Genomic DNA, 20,591 nt, shown 5'->3' with positions numbered 1-20,591 from the left:
ACAAAACTTCGGCATGCAGTTGTCTGCATGCCTATAATTAATCACCCAGCGGATCCGTAGTTAATGTTACAGCTGATCCTTTAGTTACCTGCTTTCCTGGCTCAATATCCTGCTCTGTTACCATTCCGTCAGAGCTGCAGATTCCCTTTAATCCTAAATTATTCAGTAATTCAAGAGCCTTTGTTTTAGATAATCCCACTAAATCAGGTACTATCACTACTTTATTATAATTAGCAGATGTACCTGTGTAAAGTATTATTTTACTTCCTTCTTTAACTGAATACCCAGGAAGAGGGCTAACACCTATAATATAATCTCCATTTGAGTCAATGTCAAAGTCTAAATGCTGGTCCTTCAAAATCTTTAATGCATCTGCTTTCTTTTCTCCTCTTATTTCTGGAATTATTACATCTTTTTTCATTGAATTCTTAACTTCTTCTTCGCTGGCATCTACCTTTATATCCATATAATTAAATATATCATTAAACAATTGCTTGGCTATGGGTGTAGCTATTTGTCCTGCATAGTAATTGGAAGGATCCGGCTCATCTATTGATACCAGTATTGTAACCTTTGGATTCTCTGCAGGAGCCATTCCTGCAAAAGAAGAAATATATTTTTGAGGAGCATAAACTCCACCTATAACCTTTTGGGCTGTTCCTGTTTTTCCTGCAATATGATATCCTTCAATATATGCCTTCTTGCCTCCGCCCTCTGAAATAACTCTTTCCAGATATCCCCTTAACTGTTTTGCAACACTTTCATCTATAATTCTTTTTTCACCAGAGTTATTATATGTCTTATCACTTATCTCTTTACTGGTATTGGTATCATAATGTGCAACTTGATTTAAAATATGAGGTCTTAGCCACACTCCATTATTAGCTACTGAATTAAAGGCTGCTAAATATTGAATAGGTGAAACAGTATTGGTCTGTCCAAATGAAATTGTTGCAAGATCCACCTCTGTCACATTGGCAGCATTTTTTACTATTCCCTTTGCTTCGCCAGGTAAATCAACTCCTGTTTTTTGTCCAAAGCCAAATTTTCTGGCATAGGAAATAAGTTTTTCTGCCCCTAGTCTTTTGCCAAGTTCTGCAAAACCTACATTACATGAATTTTTAATTATATCAACAAAATTTTCAGTGCCGTGGCCTGTTCTTTTCCAGCAGTGAATCACTCTCTTTCCCACAATTACACTTCCATTGCATACAAATCTGTCATCTTCTTTAACTAATCCTTCTGACATTGCAGCAGCAGCAGTAAAAACCTTAAAAATAGATCCTGGTTCAAAGGTATCACTGACAGCCCTGTTTCTCCAGGATTTCTGTAAATCATCATAAGACATCCCCTTAATCCATGGATCATTAGGATTATAGTCAGGTTTATTAGCCAGTCCTAAAATCTCTCCTGTTCTAGGATCCATGGCAATAATGGTAGCAGCCTTTGCTTTATTTACAGTCATAGCCTGAAGAGCTGCTTTTTCACAAAAAGATTGAATCTGCTCATCTATGGTCAGAACTACATCTTTACCATCTATGGGCTTTGTATATTCAGAAATTGTATAAGGCTGTTCTTTACTTTTTTTATCTGTTTCAGTTATCATAACCCCAGGTGTGCCTGAAAGCTCCTTATTATATTGCAGTTCTATTCCTGTAAGTCCCGCTCCATCTGAGTTTGTATGGCCAAGCACCTGAGCTAGAAAATTATTATTAGGGTAGTACCTCTTTGTATCTTCAGAAATAAGCACTCCTTGTAAATTCAAAGCTCTTACTTTATCTGCAGCATCTTTATCTATTCTTCTTGTAAGCTTTGCAGAAGCTAGTGGAAGGCCTCCTGGAAGCGTCGTCCTTAGAATCTTTAAGACCTGAGCGCTGTCCATATTTAAGGCCTGCCCCAGTTCACTCGCCACAGTTTCTTCATTTAAGCCCTTTTCTTTCATAGTGTCCCTTAATGTATTCATATCCAGGTCCACTCTGTATACATCTCCACTAACAGCTAATTCTTTACCATTTCTGTCAAGAATTTTACCTCTTTTGGCATCAATAACAACTTTACTTGTCCATTGTCCAACTGCAATCTTCTTAAGATATGAAGATTTATATATCATTAAATAACTTAATCTCCCCACTAAACAAAAGAAGATCACAAAGAACAGGAAAAAAGTGAAAAGCATCCTTTTCCTTATAATCACATTATCTCTGTAACCTCTGATAGTCAAGCGCCATACCTCCGTTACCATTGGGAAGATGAACTTCCAACAAAATTTAAAATAATAGATTCTTAATCTTTTGGATTAAATTCTGTTGTGAAACCATTTTATCATCCTTTTCTGCCGCATTTGGGAAATAATTCTTGTCCAGACTAACGTAAACAGCAGCATTTTTATCTGGCTGTATCATATGTAATTTTGATGTAGCAGTTTCCTCTATAAATCTAAGATTATTGTACTTTACTAATTCCACCTTCAGATTCTCATTTTCTCTTTTTGTTTCTGTAATATCTGATTCTATTGTGTTTAGATTTCTCTGCATATCATAAATTATACTGTATCTTGCTATAAGTAGTGCTCCAGCAATAAATACCAGTACGATATTTCTTATTACACATATCTTGGATGAAATTCTTTTATTTATCTTCTTTTTATGTAATTCACTTTTACCTTTTTCAAGTTCTTTTAATCTATTATCTTTTGTTTTTTCTACCCGCTGCGGTACTAATGCGGTATTGCCCTGAACATAATTTTCATTGTTTGTCACTATCACTTTATTCACCTCTCCAATAGATTAGAACTATATTTTTTCACAAACTCTAAGCTTGGCGCTTTTACTTCTTGAATTTTCTTGTTTTTCTTTCTCAGATGGTTCAATTGGCTTTCTTGTAATAATTTTTATAACCGGCTTTTTACCACACACACATATGGGAAAGTCCGGTGGACATGTACATGGATTTTGAAGCTGCCTGAATTTATTTTTTACTATTCTATCCTCTAAAGAATGAAATGTTATAATGGATAATCTTCCGCCTTTTTTTAATCTGTTCACACTATCATTAATGGCTTTATCTAAAACATCCAGTTCCTTATTTACTTCAATTCTTATAGCTTGAAATGTCTTTTTAGCTGGGTGTCCATTTTTCTTAAATTTATTTGGTATTGCTCTGTCAATAATCTCCACAAGTTCCTTAGTAGTTTCTATAGGTTTGTCATTTCTCTTTTTTACAATGCTTCTTGCAATTTTCCTTGCAAAGCTGTCCTCTCCATACTCTATAATTACCTTAAATAATTGCTGTTCACTGTAGGAATTAACTACGTCATAGGCCGAAAATGATTTGCTTCTGTCCATTCTCATGTCAAGAGGTGCTTCGCTCATATAGCTGAATCCCCTTGAGGCTTCATCCAACTGATATGAAGAAACCCCTAAATCCATGGTTATTCCATCAACTTCAGATAAATTTAATTCTTCTAATATGTCATCAATATTATAAAAATTGTTATGAACATATGTAACATTGTTAAATTCCTTTAATTTTTCAGAAGCTGCTTTTAAAGCATCTTTGTCCTGATCTATACCAATTAATCTTCCCTTTGGAGACAGCCTTTTTAAAATTTCAATAGAATGGCCTCCTCCTCCCAGGGTGCAGTCCACATATATTCCATCTGGATTTATATTTAAAGAATCAATTGTCTCATTTAATAGTACTGATATATGTTTAAATTTCATTTTAATTCCTCCGAATACTTTTTAACTGCTGGTACGTTTAAATCCCAAGATCGCTCATTTGTTCTGCAATTTGGTCAAAGTCAATATTTGAGTTATTATACTGTTCCCAGCTATCCTTACTCCAAATTTCAATTCTTGTTGAAACTCCTATACTTACTATATCCTTTTTTATATTTGCATATTCTAAAAGACTCTGAGGAATAAGACCTCTTCCTTGTTTGTCCATTTCAATTTCATTAGCTCCTGAAAAGAAAAATCTTACAAAAGCTCTGGCATTTTTATTGGTAAGAGGCAGTGTCTTTAACTTGTTTTCCAGGTTGCTCCATTCTGCTGATGTATAGGCATACAGGCAGCCATCTAAACCTTTTGTCAAAATAAACTTGTTTCCAAGCTCATCTCTAAATTTAGAAGGTATAATTATTCTGTTTTTACTATCAAGTGCATGTGCATATTCACCAATGAACATAATTATCCCTCCACCTTTAAAAAAATTACACCACTTTTAACCACTTTTAACCACTTGACTTACATATTCTATAAAAACATGAAAATTCCTTCTTGATTTATATAATTTTTTGTTTTTTTATAAAAATACTTTAATTTAAATTTTAATACATTTAAATTAATTAATATTTAATATATTCTGTATTAACATAATTTACATATTTATACACATATTTTACAATTTTAAACACTTATTCCTATATGCAATGCGCTAATGTGTTATTCCTTGAAATCAGTTCTGTCATAGGGTATAATTAATCTGAGTTTGTCTGTTAAAGTCAATAATAATCAGTAAAAACTTTGTAATATGAAAGGAATGTACATAAATGAAATTAGGAATTGTTGGCTTACCTAACGTTGGTAAGAGTACTTTATTTAATGCCATTACACAGGCAGGTGCTGAAGCAGCTAATTATCCTTTTTGCACTATTGAGCCAAATGTAGGAGTGGTATCTGTACCTGATAAAAGGTTAGATGTATTAGAAAAAATGTATAATCCTAAAAAAAAGATATATACAACTATAGAATTCTACGATATTGCTGGCCTTGTTAAGGGAGCAAGCAAAGGAGAAGGCCTTGGAAACAAATTTTTATCTCATATAAGAGAGGTTTCTTCGATTATACATGTAGTAAGATGCTTTGATGATGAAAATGTTGTCCATGTGGATGGTTCAGTTAACCCACTAAGGGATATTGAAACTATAAATCTTGAATTAATTTTCTCAGACATTGAAACCATGGAAAAGAGAATGGAGAAAGTGTCAAAGATGGCTAAGGGCGGCGACAAAAAATCCAAAGAAGAGTTAGATGTTATGGAAAGAATAAAAGCCCATCTTGAAAGTGAAAAGCCTGTAAGAACAATGGACTTTACAGAAGAAGAAGCTGAACTTGTAAAAAGTTATTTTCTATTAACTACTAAGCCTGTTTTATATGTGGCAAATATATCTGAAGATGATTTAATAAGCGGCAATCATGATAATGATTATGTTAAGCAGGTTAAGGAATTTGCTGCAAAGGAAGGATCAGAAGTTGTAGTTATCTCAGCTAAAATTGAAGAGGAATTATCCTCACTTAATGATGAGGAGAAAAAAGAAATGCTCTCAGAATACGGCCTTGAAGAATCAGGTCTGGATAAGCTTATTCATGCCAGCTATAAACTTCTTGGATTAATGAGTTTTCTTACAGCTGGAACAGATGAAGTAAGAGCGTGGACAATTAAGCAGGGTACAAAAGCTCCTAAAGCAGCAGGTAAAGTTCATACGGATATAGAAAGAGGATTTATAAGAGCTGAAATAATATCCTATGATAAGTTAGTAGAATGCGGTTCAGAAACTGCTGCTAAAGAAAAAGGCTACTATAGATTAGAAGGAAAAGATTATATTATGCAGGACGGAGACATTGTACACTTCAGATTTAACATTTAGTCTATGATTAAATGTTAAATCTAAAGATTAAAGACTTAATTCAGTTAAGAGTTTTAAGTTATGAGTTAAAAGTTAAGGATAGTTTTGCCTAATGGACAAAACTTTAAATTTACAATAATGCCCATGTTTTCAACATGGGCATTATTGGTCTTAAAAATTGTTATGCGGTAGCATGGTGTTTTACATTATATATAAATTGGTAATAAATTTTAAATATAAAAAAATAGGTGCGGCAGCACTTATGCCATTATCCTCATAAAAATCCTTAAAAATAAAAGACCGCTGACAATTAATATGCCAACAGTCCTCAGTTTTGCCCCAAGGCAAAACTTTATTTTAAAGATTTTCTGCCCAAGCAGAAAATCATCAATATTTATTCTTTGTTATTTGGTTTTAGTCTTTGTTCTTTGCTTTAGCCCCGTATTTTTTTATTTCTTTTTTAATGCTTTCAAAAACATCACTTACTCTGATGGTGTCATCGCACATCAAAGCCTCTATGGCATCTTCCACTGTATCCATTGTATAAATATGAAAGTCTCCATTTGCCACCTGCTGTTCTATTTCTTTTCTCAAAACAATATTGTCTCTATTTAAATATGGAATGAGGACTCCCTTATTTTTATGGTTTCCCAGAAGTCTGCATACCTTGTAAAACCCCTCTATTTTTTCATTTACTCCTCCAATAGGCTGAACATTACCAACCTGATTTACAGAGCCTGTTACTGCAATATTCTGTTTTATAGGAATTTTACTTAAAGCTGAAATCATACTTATAATTTCTGCAATGGAAGCACTGTCTCCATCCACCTTTCCATAAATCTGCTCAAAGCTGACATGAAAATCCACAGGTAATTCTTCATACCCTCCATTTAATTTATTAATATAACCTTTTAAAATATTAATTGCTTTATTGTGGATGCTGCCGCTTAAATCAGAACTTTTCTGAACATCAATGACTTCTCCGCTTCCCTTATAACAGTTACATGTTATTTTAATTGGTTTTCCAAAACTCATAAAACCTGTATCAATAACTGACAACCCATTTATTTCGCCTATTTTTTTATCCTCAATATTAATTAATATTGTTTTATCCTTAAAGCCATCCAATACTTCCTTTTCCAATATTTCTTCTTCCCATGCTGCATTAAGAATATCACTTCCTTCAATGCTTTGTCTGTTATTCATTATTGCATTATTATTAGCCTGCATTACTACCCTGTTTATTTCATAATCATTTAAATACATTTTTTTTCTGTTTTCAGCTTTTCTGGATAAAAATTTAGCTAATTCAATAACAGCCTCATGATCAATTGGATTTAGATTATTTGCTTCAATAAGCTTAGTTATATTACTAATGAATGAAATTTTTGTATCATCATTTATTTCGATAATGGGTTCATACTCTGCCCTTATTTTAAAAATCTTTTTAAAATCCTCATCATAATTATATAAAAGGCTGTAGCTTTCGTAATCTCCAATAAGTATAACTTTTTCACATATAGGTACAGGCTGTGGTTTTAATCCATTTAAAGATAGTATCTCCAGGTAACCTCTGTTATAATCAAGATCTACCTTTGAACTTATCAGACACTTTTTTAGATAATAATAAGCAGATGAATTTGAAATAAGACTATTCATCCTAATTATCAGACATCCTTCATTTGCCTTTAGCAGTGCTCCGCTTTTAATTAAAGATATATCTGTAACATAAGTTCCATTCTTATTTTCATATTCTATGCTTCCAAGTAAATTGGCAATGGATGGATCTTCCTCATATATTATAGGACATTCTTCATTATTTGAATTATCTACTATTACATTAACAGCATTCCTGCTTAAAATATTGTTGATATCTTCTTCATCATCTTCATAGCTGAAGGAATAAGCATCTATTAAAGATTTTTCAATATTTATGCACATATTATTTAGAAATTCCAATACAGCTTCCTGGTCTTTAAAGGTGTCTGCATATTCCCTTTTCTTTGCTTCCAGGCTTTTTTTCAGTGTAACCTGTAATATAACTTTTAGTTTTTCTATTTCATCTAATTCAGAGTTTTTTAACTTCTCCAAAATACCCTGTGCATTAATCTTTAATTTATTAACCTTTTCCAGAATTCCTTCCCTTTCCACAACACTTAGCTCTTCAAATTCTTTTTCGCTCATCATTTCTCCTAATGCCATGGGAATGAAAGTAAATCCTGTATTTGTTGTTTTCATATTAAATCCATCATCCTCAGCTGTTTTAATTAACTTACTAATTAAATCAGACCTTTTCTTTTGGATTTCATTTATTATATCTTCCTTTTCATTATCAGAATTCCCATTATAAAATTCATATACACAATCTAAATAGATGTTTTGCAGTTCTTCTATAGTTTCCTTAAACTCCTTCCCCATTCCATTAGGTAAAAACATAGGTACTGGAGATTTATCATCATCCTTTATTACATAGCAGATATCCTTAGGCTTACTTCTATTCTTAAGAAGTGTTTTTATATATTCCTTTAAATTTTCTAATTTATCTTTAGAAAAGTCATCTATAAGATAAACATTAAAACCCGGTTTATCTATATTTAAAGCTAAATTTAATTTATTATAAATATTCTCATACTCAGGCAGGCAGCGGCTTTCTTTTATATGATCATCATGTGAAAATTCGAATTTATATTCAATCTCTTGCTTATTTAACTCTTTAAGCATATAACCCCTCCTTGTGAAGAAAATGTTAAAAAAATCATTATTACTATATTAATATTCAACAGTAATACTTTTAGGCACTAAATATAAAAAAAACCACCTGTTAATTGGATTAACAGATGGTTTTTGTATGATTCGAATTTTTTTATTTTTCAGCAGCTGAGCAAATAGCTATAGAAGCTGATGCTCCTATTCTTGAAGCTCCATTTTCAATCATAGCCATAGCATCCCCATAGCTGTGTATTCCGCCTGAAGCTTTAACTCCCATGTCATTTCCTACGGTTTCTCTCATTAATTTGATGTCTTTTGCAGTAGCTCCGCCAGTTGAGAACCCAGTGGATGTTTTTACAAAATCTGCTCCTGCCTCTTTGGCTAATTTACATGCCGTAACTTTTTCCTCGTCTGTTAGAAGACATGTTTCAATTATTACTTTTGTTAAGGCTTTGCCTGATGCAGCATTAACTACGGCTTTAATGTCCTGCTTAACATATTCATAATTCTTATCCTTTAGTCTTCCCACATTTATAACCATATCTACTTCATGGGCGCCGTTTTTAATGGCATCTTCAGTTTCAAATGCTTTTACAGCAGTTGATACTGCTCCTAAAGGGAATCCTATTACAGTACAAACCTTTACTGAACTATTCTTTAAAAGTTTTGCTGCCATAGGTACATTACATGAATTAATGCAAACTGATGCAAAATTATTTTCCAGTGCTTCTTTGCATATCTGTTCTACTTTTTCAGTAGTTGCATCTGCCTTTAATATTGTATGATCAATGTACTTTGCTAATTGTTCCTTTTTCATTACACTACCTCCGAAAATTAATGAATTCTTTGTTACATCTGTAATTTTATACTATAGAAAAAACAAAGTAAATATCAGTGAGCAGCTTATTTTGAAACTGCTTTTGCTGCTGGTTTAGGCGGCAGCTTTTTAATAAATGATCCTGATTCAATTAAATCCTTTTTATCAGTTATTACAAGATGATAATCCTGAGTTAATTTTATTGCCTTTTTTGCGCAGAAATCCGCACAAAATCCACAATAGGTGCATGATCCCAAATTAAAAGTCATGGTAATCTTCTGCCCATCATCTTCCTTTTCAACGGTTTTAGTAATGGCTCCTGGTGAGCATACTCTGATGCACATTCCGCACCCAACACAAAGGTCAGGATCATATTTTATCTTACCCCTGTAGTTTTTTGGAGCCACTACTGGCACATCAGGATATTTATTGGTTACTGGCGATTTAAAAAAATTTTTTATTGCTTCTGTAAAAAAAGGCACCTTATTCTCCAATTATATTACCCCTTTTCTCTTTTAAAATTTTCACAGCTTGTAAAATTCCATCTATCATAGCTTCCGGCTTAGGTGGACATCCGCCTACTGAAACGTCAACTTTTGTCCATTTATCTAAAGGGCCATCAATTGAATAACTTCCCTTAAATACATTACATGAAATTGGGCATGATCCAAGTGAAACTATCACTTTAGGGTCTGAAACCTGTGATAATACTCTCAGCATTCTATCTCTTGATTGTGATGTTACAGGGCCCGTTACCACAACAATATCTGCATGTCTTGGTGTTCCTGTAAGCTTTAATCCAAACCTTTCCACATCATATTTTGGTCCAAATAAAGCTACTAACTCTATGTCACAGCCATTACAGGAGCCTGTATTTAAATGATATATCCATGGAGATTTTTCCCTGCTTATATCAATTAACTTTTCAACCAATATATTCACCTTCTTTTTCAATTATAATTATTATTTAAAATCTTGCATAGGCCATTATTAAGCTTAATAAAGAAAGACCAGTTGGAATAGTCCAGAAAAATTTTAAAGTTTGTTCTATTTTTATTCTTGCAAAAATAGCTTTTGAAAAAGATATAGATATAACTACAACTAAAATTGCAAGTAAAATTAACAGCAGTATATTAGCAAAGAAGTTTCCAAAACCCCTTCCTCCAAGAAATAGTGCTATAAACAAGCTTGACATAACCAGCATTTTTACTGACTGAGTCAGCTTATATAAAGCCAGATTAAAGCCGCTGTATTCTACAAGAGGTCCTTCACATATTTCTGTTTCAGCTTCTGCCACATCAAATGGTACACTTCCAACCTCAGCTGGTATTATCAATAAAAAGGCTATGGCAGCAGGTATCATTGCAACTTTAGTTATTAATGGACCTGATGCAGACTGATATTCATATATTTTACTTAGTGAAAATGTTACATTTCCGCCGCTTGCAAATCCAACTTTGGCTCCAATAGCAAGAAGTATAATAACTAATGGAAGCTCATAGGACAGCATTGTAACCATTTCCCTTGAAATTCCAATACCAGCAAAAGGAGATCCTGATGAAGACCCTCCAATTATTAAAGCAAGTGCTGGAATGGTGAGAAGATAAATTATTACTATCATATCAGCAGCTGCAGGAATAAATGTATACCCGAACATAGGAATAAATAATGGAATTGAAATTACACTAATCAGTCCTATAATGGGAGCCCATAAAAATGCATTTTTAGCAGCATTTTTAGGTATAATACTCTCCTTAGCAGTTAGCTTTATAAAATCATATACTGGCTGCAGTAAAGGAGGTCCTATTCTTCTTTGCATTTTTGCAACCACTTTTCTGTCAATGCCGGATAAGATTAATCCAAAGCTTATGCTAAAGAGAAGTCCCGGAAATATTAAAATGTAAAACAAAGTTTCAACTATTTTCATTTAAACCACCCCTATAACACAGCAAACAGGTAAATTGACAAGAATGCTAAAGTTGCAACCACCCATAGAGCATAATCGTTAACTACACCGCTGTGAATATTATGCATAAATCCAAAGTAACCCCTTAATTCATGCTTAAATCCCCAAAACAAATCATGAGCGCCAATCTGATTAAATTCATCTTTTTCTCCACCAGTAAAGGAGGAGTATCTGTCATCATGCTCGTTACCTGATTCCACCATATTTATTCTGGTGGATTTTAAATTTAATGATGCAGCAAATATGAATCCTATTAGTATAACAAAGAACAGTGCCAGCCATGCTTCAGGTTTCCAGTAGCCTGCCAGTGCATAATCCATCTTTGGAACCGGGATCACCTTATTAAACATTTTAGCTGCATAACCTTTTGTAAACATAACATCAATATAATCACCTATGTTATAAACTGCATATGCTGCAGGTTCAATAATATAATTTGAAACAGCTCCAGGTGCAATTCCGGAAATTATACATATCAATGCTAAGATTCCCATAGGTATTCTCATAAGCATTGGGATCTCTTTAACATTATCCATCTCCTTAGGCATCTGTCCGAAAAATACTGACTGTGCAACCTTTACAAAAGAAGCCAGCGTCATAACCGATACCAATAGTGCTATTATAGTTACCGGAGCATAGCCTGCTTCATAGGTAGCCTGATATATAAGCCATTTTGATACAAAGCCGTTAAATGGAGGAATACCGCTTATAGAAAGTGCCCCAATTAAAAATACTGCAGCAGTAAAAGGCATCTTTTTTGCAAGACCGCCTAGTTTAGTTAAATCAGTAGTCCCTGTGGTATATAAGACAGCTCCTGCACATAAAAATAATAAGCTTTTAAATGTAGCATGGTTAAACATATGGTATAACCCTCCCATAGTTCCAAGAACAGCCACAGATTTATCTGCTGCAAGTCCTACTCCTATGGCAGTAATTATATATCCAATTTGTGAAACTGAATGAAATGCCAGAAGTCTCTTAAAATCAGTCTGAAGCAGTGCCATTGAAACTCCAACAAGCATTGTAATGGTACCCCAGGTTATTATTAAAAATTCAATTTTGTAGTTTCCAGCACTTTGATACAGCATAAATAAAATTCTTATAATTGCATAAACTCCTGTTTTGCTCATGATACCTGATAAAAGCATGGAAATTGATGAAGGTGCTGACATATGAGCATCAGGAGGCCATGTATGGCAGGGTACCAGAAATGCCTTTACTGCATATCCTGTTAATAATAGAGCCAGTGCAAAAATTGTAACCGGTGTATAGTTATTATGAAGAGAGGCTGCAATTTGTGCTAAGTTTAAAGTATGTACCTGGGCATAAATCAGTATAGTGCCAAGCAAAATAAAAGATGATCCTATGGATCCAGTTACTATATATTTAAATCCTGCTTCCACAGCCTTGGGGAGATTATTTCTAAATGCTGTAAGACTTATAGCAGAAAAAGTCATAATCTCCAGCATTACATACATATTAAATATATCTCCTGTAAGCACAAAGCCAATCATGCTTCCAGTTAAAAGCAGAAACAATACATAATATTTATCTAATCCAGTATCCTCTTCCATGTATCTTATTGAATAAATGCTGGATAAGACACATGCAGCAGATATAATAAGAGCTACAAATAAGCTCAGTGAATCCACTTCAAGGCCGATTCCAATTGCCCACTGCTTTTCAGGGGCCCAGTTGCCCATCCAGTAAGTTACTATTTTATGGTCAAAAAAAACGGGTTTAATAAGCATTAATATGGCTGTAAAAGATACTAAAGCAGCAAGTACAGCTATTGCCCTCTGTATTTTAGTGAATTTAGCCTTATCTCCTAATAACCCCACCAGAAAAGCCGATATAAATGGAACAATTATAGCAATTATAGGGAGATTACTAACATAACCTGTCATCCGTTTAACCTCCTAACTTTATCAGCATCTATAGAGCCATAATGCTCCTTTATTTTTATCACAAGAGAAAGTGCCAGTGCCGAAACACAGGCACCTATTACTATAGAAGTCAGTGTCAGAGCCTGTGGAACAGGATCTACGAAAAAAGCACCTTTTTTAAGATCACTTAGAAATATTGGTGCTGTGCCGCCTGTTCTAAATCCAATTGATATTAACAGCAGATTAATACCGCTGTCCATTAATGACATACCAATAACTATTTTAATTAAATTCTTTTTCACAACTATTATATATAAACCAAATATTATAAGTAAAAATGAACCTATATAATTAAGTAACACGCTATCACCTCATATTTATTAATCATTGTCTTCCTTTAAACTACTCAGCATTACAATAATTAAAAATCCAACTCCCGCCAGAACCTTGTATCCTACGGCGAAATTCATCCAGAAAATAGTTCCCGAACTATAAAGTTTACCTAAAGTTCCGTGATTATAAATTACATTTCTAAAAAAATTGTATCCATAAATAATCCCTAAAGTAGCCAGCAGCACAAATCCAAGAGCTCCAAGGTCCTCTGCCCTTTTTATCCTTCCAATGTTAAGAGCATTTTTCACACCTTTTGATCCATAAGCTAAATATAAAATAGCTACTGCTCCTGCAATGATTACTCCGCCCTGAAACCCTCCGCCAGGACTTAAATGTCCATGAAGAATTATATATGCCCCAAGCATTAAAGAAACTGGAAGAGCTATATTAGCACAACAGGTTATAATTGGATCTTTGTCTCCATCTTTGAAAGTTTTCATTTTATATTACCTGCCTTTATCTTTTTATGTCTTCTAAGAATAGCTGCAGAACCTGTTACTGCTGTAAACAGCACAAAAGACTCACCAAGGGTATCGTACCCTCTGAAGTCAAATACTATAGCCGTAACTGAATTTACAGCTCCTGTTTTTCCCATGGTGTCCTTTACCATTAAATCTGCCACCCCATTATAGGTGGATGGAAGGGCTGCCATCTTAAAAGAAACATAAACACTAAAAATAAGTATTACCGTTAATGAAAAATAAGTAATGAACTTTTTCATATTATTTTTCCCCCTTATTTTCCTTAGCCTTAGTTTTGTTTACCTTTGCAAGGGCTATTATAAATATTACAGGAGTAAGTACTGCTCCAACGGCACCTTCTGCAATTGCTACATCAGGAGCTCTCAGAAGGAGAAATTCCAAAGCCATAAATGTTCCTACAACAGATGCAGCAATAATACATGGAAGTACATCGTCAATAACAACTACACATACAGCTGCAATAACCATTCCAATGATTATTACTGAATTTAAAAATGATATTGTAAATATATTACTCATGGAGCTTATCCCTCCTCAGATGGTCGCATACACTATGTGGGTGCATTTTAGCATCACTTCTGTAGGCAGCCACTGTCATAGCATGAGATGCAGCAGGATTAGTAATTAAAATAAACACTGCTATTATTATGGATTTAACTCCAATACCAGTATTACCAATACTAAATCCGTATATTGCAGTTCCTGTAAGTATTGGCAGACTGCCCATGGTCACAATGTTTGTGGAAGACTGAAGCCTGCAGAATGTATCAGGCATTCTCAGCATTCCTGCTACCCCGGCTATCATAAAGAAAATACCTAGAGCAAAAAAGCAATCTATTATTATCCTAAGTATCATAATTTCCCCTCCAAATACTTTGAAATCAGTATAGTTCCTACGAATCCCAGAAGAGCCAGTATCAATCCCAGATCCACATACAATGCCCTGCCTTCATAACATCCAAATAGAACCATAACTAATCCAATGATTATATCTATAGAGTCTGATGCAACAACTCTGTCGATCATTGAAGGGCCTTTTACAACTCTGTAAATTAAAATTATAGCTAAAATGGAAAGTATTAAAGAAACCACAACAAAATCAACGCTCATCTTCAAAAATCCTCCTTACCCAGGGTTCAAAGGCCCCTGCAATTGCATCTGATGCTTTATTAATGTCCTGTGTAGAAACATCAATCCAGTGAATGTACATGTAATTCCTGCCTTCTTCCTCTGCAATATCCATGGTTATAGTACCTGGAGTCAGTGTTATGCAGTTACTTAAAAGTGAAAGGCCATAATCGCTTTTAATATCTGTTTGTATTTTCACTATTCCAGGATTTACTTTTATTTTAGGTGACAGGGCTCTTTTTGCTACATCCCAGTTAGCCTTAAATAATTCTACTGTATAAACTGGTATGAATTCTATAAGTGCAATTAAATGCTTAGGTATAAACAGCCAGAGTCCGTTAACTTTAGAAAAAAACGGAGTACAAAACAGTGCTATAATTATTGATACCAATGCTCCCATTAATAATTCCTCATTGTCAAAGGTGCTTGGTATTGTAAACAGCATCCAGCATACATAACATAAAATAAATGTACCAAGGAAGTTTTTAAATCTGCTCATTACACTTCACACTTCCATTCTTAATATGTTTTTCAATAAAGTTTAAAAAATCATTAAATCCATCACCATTTATGCTGTTTATAGGAAATATCTCTAAATCCTTATTAAAAGCTTTAGCATGTTTTATTACCCTGTTTTCATCAAAATTAAAATATGCCTTCATATCATACTTATTTATTACAAGAGCATTGCTCCTTGTAAACATAAGTGGATACTTTTCAACTTTATCATCGCCCTCAGGCACACTTAAAAGTGCTATCTTAAGATCCTCTCCTATATCAAATTCTGCAGGGCAAACAAGGTTTCCAATATTTTCAACAATTAAAATATCAATTTTATCTAAATCAAATTGAGGCAGTATGTTTTTTATGGACATAGCTTCAATATGGCATGCCCCCTCTGTATTTAACTGAACAACATGAATGCCCATAGCTGCTATTTTTTCTGCATCTATTACACCTGCAATGTCACCTTCAATAACTCCTATGTTATATTTGCTTTTAAGACTTTCAACCAGCCTCATAATAAGTGTGGTTTTGCCGCCCCCTGGTGATCCCATTACATTAATCATTAATACATTTTTATCATTAAGCAAAGAATGGATTTCATCATGGCAGTTTTCATTCCATTCTAATATCTGCCTTACCACCTTAATTTCCAAATTACTCTACCTCCAAGCTTTCAATATAAAATTCTTTTCCAGTATTTAATTTAAAATTATCACTGCCGCAGTTTGGGCATACAAATTGTCCAACCTTCACAATACTTTCCTTCCCGCATTCATTACACTTTATAGAAAGGGGAATTTTCTTTATTTTAAGCTTTGCGCCTTCAACCAGAGTTCCCCTGCTTGCTATATCAAAATAATACTGAATGCACTGTGGAATAAGTCCTGTAAGCTCTCCTACTGCAATCCTTATTTCTAAAACCTTTACTCCGGGATGCTTTTTCATCTCATCGCAGGAAATACCTATTATATTCTGAGTAACAGAAAGCTCGTGCATTATCTGTCCAGACAGGAGAAGCATGGATCAATACTGGCAATTATTAATCCTGCATCTGCCACTGTATTTCCTTTCATCATAACCGGAACAGTAGCTGCATTTTTAAAGGTTGGCACATGAATGCTTACTCTGAGATTGTGCTGTTTATCATCAGTAACTACATAATATGTCACTTCTCCTCTTGGAGCTTCTGTCCTTATAATAAATTCTCCCTCAGGTATCCTTGGCATTTTAATACCTAAATTTATAGGAGTGTCCGGCATATTATTTACAGCCTGAGTTATTATTTTGCAGCTTTCCTCTATTTCTAAGAGCCTTACCACAGCTCTTGAAAAAACATCTCCGCCTTCCTGTACCACCATATTAAAGTCAAAATCTTCATAACAGCAGTATGGGTCATTCTTTCTTGCATCAATTTTCATTCCTGATGCTCTTCCATGAGGGCCAACAGCTCCATAGGTAAAGGCATCTTCATAGGTAAGCTTTCCTACTCCTTTGGTTCTCATTGCTATGGTCTTGTCCTGCAAGAATATATCCAAAAGCTTTTTATATGGTTCTTTCATCTCTTTAATGTTTTTTAACAGCTGCTTCAGAGTTTCCTTAGATATATCTCTTCTTGCTCCTCCAACTATATTCATGGCATAATTAACTCTGTTACCACTTATTAATTCCAGCATTTCCATGACCTTTTCCCTTGCGGTAAACGAGTACATAAATGCTGAATCAAATCCAATTATATGGGATGCAAGTCCTAACCATAAAAAGTGAGAATGAAGCCTTTCAAGCTCTGAAGTAATTACCCTTATATAAGATCCTCTTTTAGGCACCTCCATAGATGCTATATTTTCAAGTGCCATGCAATATGACATAGCATGTGTATGGGAACAGATCCCGCATGTTCTCTCTACTAATGTAATTGTCTGAATAAAGTTTCTTTCCGTTGTGAGTTTTTCAATACCCCTGTGATTATATCCTATAAACACATCTGCTTTGGAAATGTATTCACCTTCTGTATAGAGCTTAACATGAACTGGTTCCTCCAGAGAGGGATGATATGGTCCAATTGGTACAACATAACTCATATTAATTTTCCCCCTTATATTCTTTATTTATATAACTTTTATTGTCTTCTGAAATATTATCCTTCTTTAAATCAGAAAGGGGAGTTACTAAAATCTGGCCTGTTCCATCAAAATCATCTGGCAGGAACAATCTTCCGCTTTTATTTAATCCTGTAAATTCAATTGGCATCATTTCGCATATTTCTTCTTCACACCATTGAACTGCCCCCTTGTATATTGAAGTCAGGGATGGAAGGCAGTCATATCCCCTGCAAAGGTAAGTTACTATATTACCATCAATATCGAAATTATAAACAACAACGTTATTGCCCTGCTTATCCACATAGCCATTCATAATTACAAGTCTTCTTTTCTCATTAAAGAGTTTTTCAGCTAATGGTAAAAGTTCTTCCCTTTTTATCTCTTTAATCTCTCCTTTATGCATAATATCCTCCTCCTATATTCCTATCAGCAGATTCTTGGCAGCATGTCATAACTTAATTTGTTTAATATTTTTCTTCCTCCATAAGGAGTATTTAAAATTACCTTCCCAGGCATAAAGCTGGTAACTTCACCTATTACGGCGGCATCTTTTGAAATATCTATTTTCTTTAAATTATCTATAACATTATCACATACTTCAGCACTTACTATAGCTATTGCTTTACCCTCATTAGCACTGTAAAGAGGATCTAATCCCAAAAGATCACAGGCAGATCCTATACTTTTGTCTACAGGTATCTTGTTTTCATCTAACTCAATGCATATTTCAGTATCTTCAGCAAATTCATTTAAAGTTGTTGCCACACCTCCCCTGGTTGGATCCCTTAAGATTTTAACTTTATCGCCGAATTTTAATATTTCATATATAACATTATTTAAAGGATTACAATCTGATTTTAAATTTCCCTCAAACAGTTTTTCTCTTGCACATAAAACGGAAATGCCGTGATCCCCGCAGTTTCCTGTGACTATTACCTTATCTCCTGGATTGATCCTGTGTTTTCCAAGATTTATACCCTTTATTCTTTCCCCAATTCCAGAGGTATTTATATAAATACCATGTCCATGTCCTTTATCAACTACTTTAGTGTCACCAGTGACAATCTGAACACCTGCTTTTTCTACAGTTAAAGCAACAGACTTTACTATTTTTTCAAAATCATTTATTAAAAAACCTTCTTCAATAATAAATGATAAGCTTAAATATTTTGGAATACTGCCGCACATAAGAAGATCATTAACTGTACCGCATACGCTTAATTTTCCAATATCACCGCCGGGGAAAAACAATGGATATATTACAAAACTGTCTGTAGAAAAGGCAATTTCATTTGAAGTATTTAATAGTGCTCCATCTCCTAAAACATTTAAAAGATTATTACCAAAATTGGGAAGCAGATATTTTTTTATAAGACTATCTGTTTTTGTACCGCCATTACCATAAGAAAGTGAAATTATATCTTCCATAGTCGATGTCTCCTAAACTAAAAATATTTATAATATGCACCGCAGCTTCCCTCAGAAGAAACCATACATGGTCCTACAGGATTTTCAGGGCTGCATACTTTTTTAAACAATCTGCATTGATTAGGCTTTATTTTGCCTATTAATACTTCACCGCACTGGCAGCCTGTACTATTATTTACATGACTTCTGTCTACGGGGTAAATCTGCTCAATATCGTATTTTTTATATTTATCCTTTAGCTTTAAGCTGCTGTCTTTTATAGGACCAATTCCCCTCCAGTAATCTGTTTCAGCATGGAAAACTTCATTTATTAAATTTAATGCAACTTTATTTCCTTCTTTGGATACTAATCTGCTGTAGCAGTTTTTAACTCCGGTTTCACCGTTTTTCTTCATATCAATTATGGTTCCTACAGCATTAATAATGTCCTGTGCTTCAAACCCTGCAATAACCCCAATGGATTTGTATTCATTAAGAAACATAAATCCATCCTGTCCCAAAATAGCTGCAACATGACCGGGACATAAAAATCCATGTATCTGCAATTCCTTGTTTTCAAGCAGAGTACGCATTACAGGTTCCACAAGTTTATGCATGGAAAGTACATAAAAGTTTTTAATATTTCCTGCTTCAGCTTCTTTTATAGCTACAGCTGTGTGAGCAGTGGTAGTTTCAAATCCTACTGCAAGAAATACTATTTTTTTATCAGGATTTTCCACTGCAACATTAAGGGAATCCATAATGGAGTAAACCATCTTAACATTTGCTCCAAGTGCTCTGGCGCCTTCCAATGTCCTGTCTGGTGTTCGCCCAGGTACTCTTATCATGTCTCCATAGGTACATATTATGATTTCCTTATTAAGGGATAAATCATAAATATAATCTATATAGTATTGAGGTGTTACACACACCGGGCATCCCGGCCCTGATATTAGATTTATATTTTTATTGAATGCACTTCTAAATCCAAATTTACTGATGGCCACAGTATGTGTTCCACAGACTTCCATAATGTTTATTTTATTTGTATATTCATTAATAGTTTTTAAATCATAGTTCATTTTCTTTCTCCATAACCTGATTTAGAATATCAATGGTTTCATTTGCATCTTCCTTTTCCATTACATCCAGGGCAAATCCTGCATGGACCATTACAAAATCGCCAATTTGCACATTGGGAACAAAGTCTATCCTTATTTTCTTAGTTATGTTATTTATTTCACCAACAGCTTCTTTTCCATGAATTTTTATTACTTTTAATGGTACACCAAGGCACATGATAATCCCTCCTGTGAGCTGTTATATTAACAACATATTATTGTATGATAATGCTAAATCCATACAAATACTATAATACCACAATCTTCAATATTAAGTAAGAGCTATTGTAATAATATTAGGTACTCTGTACCAAAAAAATAATCTACAATTATCTACATTTTTTTTATTCATATTGCTAAAAATATAGTTATAATACTAACAAACCAATTGGTTTTGTCATGATTGTTTTAAAACAAAAAAATATATGATATAATATCTCATTTTCA

General features: G+C 33.9%; 25 protein-coding genes. 1 reads left to right on the top strand and 24 read right to left on the bottom strand.

Features of this window, described 5'->3' with window-relative positions; genetic code table 11:
- Positions 1 to 37: 37 nt before the first annotated feature.
- From EQM05_RS06940 to mraZ, 4 genes are read right to left on the bottom strand one after another with little or no spacing between them, the layout of a single operon-like run.
- Positions 38 to 2,221, bottom strand: coding sequence for a stage V sporulation protein D (locus EQM05_RS06940; protein WP_128749353.1), 2,184 nt, complete (start codon positions 2,219 to 2,221; stop codon positions 38 to 40).
- 46 nt (positions 2,222 to 2,267) lie between these two features.
- A complete protein-coding gene (locus EQM05_RS06935; RefSeq protein WP_164917231.1) occupies positions 2,268 to 2,765 on the bottom strand; it encodes a septum formation initiator family protein in 498 nt (165 codons plus the stop codon).
- A 27-nt stretch (positions 2,766 to 2,792) separates the two neighbouring features.
- Complete coding sequence (rsmH, locus tag EQM05_RS06930; RefSeq protein ID WP_128749351.1) at positions 2,793 to 3,722, bottom strand: 16S rRNA (cytosine(1402)-N(4))-methyltransferase RsmH; 930 nt, start codon at positions 3,720 to 3,722, stop codon at positions 2,793 to 2,795.
- A gap of 37 nt (positions 3,723 to 3,759) precedes the next feature.
- Positions 3,760 to 4,188: a division/cell wall cluster transcriptional repressor MraZ gene (gene mraZ, locus EQM05_RS06925; RefSeq protein ID WP_128749350.1), complete on the bottom strand. Its 429-nt coding sequence runs from the start codon at positions 4,186 to 4,188 to the stop codon at positions 3,760 to 3,762.
- Positions 4,189 to 4,552: 364 nt separating this feature from the next.
- On the opposite strand from mraZ, the gene ychF reads away from it, so the two are divergent.
- Positions 4,553 to 5,650, top strand: a complete 1,098-nt coding sequence (ychF, locus tag EQM05_RS06920) for a redox-regulated ATPase YchF (RefSeq protein WP_128749349.1) — start codon at positions 4,553 to 4,555, stop codon at positions 5,648 to 5,650.
- Between the two features lie 393 nt (positions 5,651 to 6,043).
- Here ychF and EQM05_RS06915 read toward each other — a convergent pair whose 3' ends face one another.
- The 20 genes from EQM05_RS06915 to EQM05_RS06820 form a co-directional block, all read right to left on the bottom strand.
- Entirely contained in the window at positions 6,044 to 8,350 is a 2,307-nt protein-coding gene (locus EQM05_RS06915) for an AAA family ATPase (RefSeq protein WP_128749348.1), read from the bottom strand.
- Positions 8,351 to 8,492: 142 nt separating this feature from the next.
- Entirely contained in the window at positions 8,493 to 9,155 is a 663-nt protein-coding gene (gene deoC, locus EQM05_RS06910; protein WP_128749347.1) for a deoxyribose-phosphate aldolase, read from the bottom strand.
- An 86-nt stretch (positions 9,156 to 9,241) separates the two neighbouring features.
- Positions 9,242 to 9,649: a 4Fe-4S dicluster domain-containing protein gene (locus tag EQM05_RS06905; RefSeq protein WP_128749346.1), complete on the bottom strand. Its 408-nt coding sequence runs from the start codon at positions 9,647 to 9,649 to the stop codon at positions 9,242 to 9,244.
- Positions 9,639 to 10,088, bottom strand: a complete 450-nt coding sequence (gene nuoB / locus EQM05_RS06900) for an NADH-quinone oxidoreductase subunit NuoB (protein WP_128751058.1) — start codon at positions 10,086 to 10,088, stop codon at positions 9,639 to 9,641. The genes EQM05_RS06905 and nuoB overlap by 11 nt, the downstream gene beginning before the upstream one ends.
- A 34-nt stretch (positions 10,089 to 10,122) precedes the next feature.
- Complete coding sequence (locus tag EQM05_RS06895) at positions 10,123 to 11,082, bottom strand: complex I subunit 1 family protein (protein ID WP_128749345.1); 960 nt, start codon at positions 11,080 to 11,082, stop codon at positions 10,123 to 10,125.
- Between the two features lie 11 nt (positions 11,083 to 11,093).
- Positions 11,094 to 13,028: a proton-conducting transporter membrane subunit gene (locus tag EQM05_RS06890; protein WP_128749344.1), complete on the bottom strand. Its 1,935-nt coding sequence runs from the start codon at positions 13,026 to 13,028 to the stop codon at positions 11,094 to 11,096.
- Complete coding sequence (locus EQM05_RS06885) at positions 13,025 to 13,369, bottom strand: sodium:proton antiporter (protein WP_128749343.1); 345 nt, start codon at positions 13,367 to 13,369, stop codon at positions 13,025 to 13,027. Before EQM05_RS06885 ends, EQM05_RS06890 begins: the two co-directional genes overlap by 4 nt.
- Positions 13,370 to 13,387: 18 nt before the next feature.
- Positions 13,388 to 13,840, bottom strand: coding sequence for an MnhB domain-containing protein (locus tag EQM05_RS06880; protein WP_128749342.1), 453 nt, complete (start codon positions 13,838 to 13,840; stop codon positions 13,388 to 13,390).
- Positions 13,837 to 14,121, bottom strand: coding sequence for a hydrogen gas-evolving membrane-bound hydrogenase subunit E (gene mbhE / locus EQM05_RS06875; RefSeq protein WP_128749341.1), 285 nt, complete (start codon positions 14,119 to 14,121; stop codon positions 13,837 to 13,839). Before mbhE ends, EQM05_RS06880 begins: the two co-directional genes overlap by 4 nt.
- A 1-nt stretch (position 14,122) precedes the next feature.
- Positions 14,123 to 14,401, bottom strand: coding sequence for a hydrogenase subunit MbhD domain-containing protein (locus EQM05_RS06870; RefSeq protein WP_243108143.1), 279 nt, complete (start codon positions 14,399 to 14,401; stop codon positions 14,123 to 14,125).
- Complete coding sequence (gene mnhG / locus EQM05_RS06865) at positions 14,394 to 14,738, bottom strand: monovalent cation/H(+) antiporter subunit G (RefSeq protein ID WP_128749340.1); 345 nt, start codon at positions 14,736 to 14,738, stop codon at positions 14,394 to 14,396. The genes EQM05_RS06870 and mnhG overlap by 8 nt, the downstream gene beginning before the upstream one ends.
- Positions 14,735 to 14,992, bottom strand: coding sequence for a monovalent cation/H+ antiporter complex subunit F (locus EQM05_RS06860; RefSeq protein WP_243108142.1), 258 nt, complete (start codon positions 14,990 to 14,992; stop codon positions 14,735 to 14,737). The genes mnhG and EQM05_RS06860 overlap by 4 nt, the downstream gene beginning before the upstream one ends.
- Positions 14,982 to 15,509 (bottom strand): Na+/H+ antiporter subunit E, encoded by a 528-nt coding sequence (locus EQM05_RS06855; RefSeq protein ID WP_128749338.1) that lies wholly within the window; start codon positions 15,507 to 15,509, stop codon positions 14,982 to 14,984. The genes EQM05_RS06860 and EQM05_RS06855 overlap by 11 nt, the downstream gene beginning before the upstream one ends.
- A complete protein-coding gene (gene hypB, locus EQM05_RS06850) occupies positions 15,496 to 16,170 on the bottom strand; it encodes a hydrogenase nickel incorporation protein HypB (protein ID WP_128749337.1) in 675 nt (224 codons plus the stop codon). Before hypB ends, EQM05_RS06855 begins: the two co-directional genes overlap by 14 nt.
- A 1-nt stretch (position 16,171) precedes the next feature.
- Entirely contained in the window at positions 16,172 to 16,513 is a 342-nt protein-coding gene (gene hypA, locus EQM05_RS06845) for a hydrogenase maturation nickel metallochaperone HypA (protein WP_164917230.1), read from the bottom strand.
- A complete protein-coding gene (locus tag EQM05_RS06840; RefSeq protein WP_128749335.1) occupies positions 16,513 to 17,595 on the bottom strand; it encodes a nickel-dependent hydrogenase large subunit in 1,083 nt (360 codons plus the stop codon). Before EQM05_RS06840 ends, hypA begins: the two co-directional genes overlap by 1 nt.
- A 1-nt stretch (position 17,596) precedes the next feature.
- A complete protein-coding gene (locus EQM05_RS06835; protein WP_128749334.1) occupies positions 17,597 to 18,019 on the bottom strand; it encodes an NADH-quinone oxidoreductase subunit C in 423 nt (140 codons plus the stop codon).
- A gap of 23 nt (positions 18,020 to 18,042) precedes the next feature.
- Positions 18,043 to 19,044 carry a hydrogenase expression/formation protein HypE gene (gene hypE, locus EQM05_RS06830; RefSeq protein ID WP_128749333.1) on the bottom strand — a complete coding sequence of 334 codons (1,002 nt, stop codon included), beginning with the start codon at positions 19,042 to 19,044 and terminating at the stop codon, positions 18,043 to 18,045.
- A 17-nt stretch (positions 19,045 to 19,061) separates the two neighbouring features.
- Positions 19,062 to 20,105: a hydrogenase formation protein HypD gene (gene hypD, locus EQM05_RS06825; RefSeq protein ID WP_128749332.1), complete on the bottom strand. Its 1,044-nt coding sequence runs from the start codon at positions 20,103 to 20,105 to the stop codon at positions 19,062 to 19,064.
- Positions 20,095 to 20,322: a HypC/HybG/HupF family hydrogenase formation chaperone gene (locus EQM05_RS06820; protein ID WP_128749331.1), complete on the bottom strand. Its 228-nt coding sequence runs from the start codon at positions 20,320 to 20,322 to the stop codon at positions 20,095 to 20,097. Before EQM05_RS06820 ends, hypD begins: the two co-directional genes overlap by 11 nt.
- Positions 20,323 to 20,591: the final 269 nt, after the last annotated feature.

Source organism: Clostridium sp. JN-9 (assembly GCF_004103695.1).
Classification (GTDB): Bacteria; Bacillota; Clostridia; order Clostridiales; family Clostridiaceae; genus JN-9.
Note: the sequence above shows the minus strand (reverse complement) of the source record. Positions and strands in the feature narration are given on the sequence as shown.

Bases quoted from the DNA above. Each gene is read 5' to 3' on its own strand.
- rsmH (WP_128749351.1), bottom strand. From the start codon at position 3,722: ATGAAATTTAAACATATATCAGTACTATTAAATGAGACAATTGATTCT.
- mraZ (WP_128749350.1), bottom strand. From the start codon at position 4,188: ATGTTCATTGGTGAATATGCACATGCACTTGATAGTAAAAACAGAATA.
- ychF (WP_128749349.1), top strand. From the start codon at position 4,553: ATGAAATTAGGAATTGTTGGCTTACCTAACGTTGGTAAGAGTACTTTA.
- EQM05_RS06915 (WP_128749348.1), bottom strand. From the start codon at position 8,350: ATGCTTAAAGAGTTAAATAAGCAAGAGATTGAATATAAATTCGAATTT.
- deoC (WP_128749347.1), bottom strand. From the start codon at position 9,155: ATGAAAAAGGAACAATTAGCAAAGTACATTGATCATACAATATTAAAG.
- EQM05_RS06895 (WP_128749345.1), bottom strand. From the start codon at position 11,082: ATGAAAATAGTTGAAACTTTGTTTTACATTTTAATATTTCCGGGACTT.
- EQM05_RS06890 (WP_128749344.1), bottom strand. From the start codon at position 13,028: ATGACAGGTTATGTTAGTAATCTCCCTATAATTGCTATAATTGTTCCA.
- EQM05_RS06880 (WP_128749342.1), bottom strand. From the start codon at position 13,840: ATGAAAACTTTCAAAGATGGAGACAAAGATCCAATTATAACCTGTTGT.
- mbhE (WP_128749341.1), bottom strand. From the start codon at position 14,121: ATGAAAAAGTTCATTACTTATTTTTCATTAACGGTAATACTTATTTTT.
- EQM05_RS06870 (WP_243108143.1), bottom strand. From the start codon at position 14,401: ATGAGTAATATATTTACAATATCATTTTTAAATTCAGTAATAATCATT.
- mnhG (WP_128749340.1), bottom strand. From the start codon at position 14,738: ATGATACTTAGGATAATAATAGATTGCTTTTTTGCTCTAGGTATTTTC.
- EQM05_RS06860 (WP_243108142.1), bottom strand. From the start codon at position 14,992: ATGAGCGTTGATTTTGTTGTGGTTTCTTTAATACTTTCCATTTTAGCT.
- EQM05_RS06855 (WP_128749338.1), bottom strand. From the start codon at position 15,509: ATGAGCAGATTTAAAAACTTCCTTGGTACATTTATTTTATGTTATGTA.
- hypA (WP_164917230.1), bottom strand. From the start codon at position 16,513: ATGCACGAGCTTTCTGTTACTCAGAATATAATAGGTATTTCCTGCGAT.
- EQM05_RS06840 (WP_128749335.1), bottom strand. From the start codon at position 17,595: ATGAGTTATGTTGTACCAATTGGACCATATCATCCCTCTCTGGAGGAA.
- EQM05_RS06835 (WP_128749334.1), bottom strand. From the start codon at position 18,019: ATGCATAAAGGAGAGATTAAAGAGATAAAAAGGGAAGAACTTTTACCA.
- hypE (WP_128749333.1), bottom strand. From the start codon at position 19,044: ATGGAAGATATAATTTCACTTTCTTATGGTAATGGCGGTACAAAAACA.
- hypD (WP_128749332.1), bottom strand. From the start codon at position 20,105: ATGAACTATGATTTAAAAACTATTAATGAATATACAAATAAAATAAAC.
- EQM05_RS06820 (WP_128749331.1), bottom strand. From the start codon at position 20,322: ATGTGCCTTGGTGTACCATTAAAAGTAATAAAAATTCATGGAAAAGAA.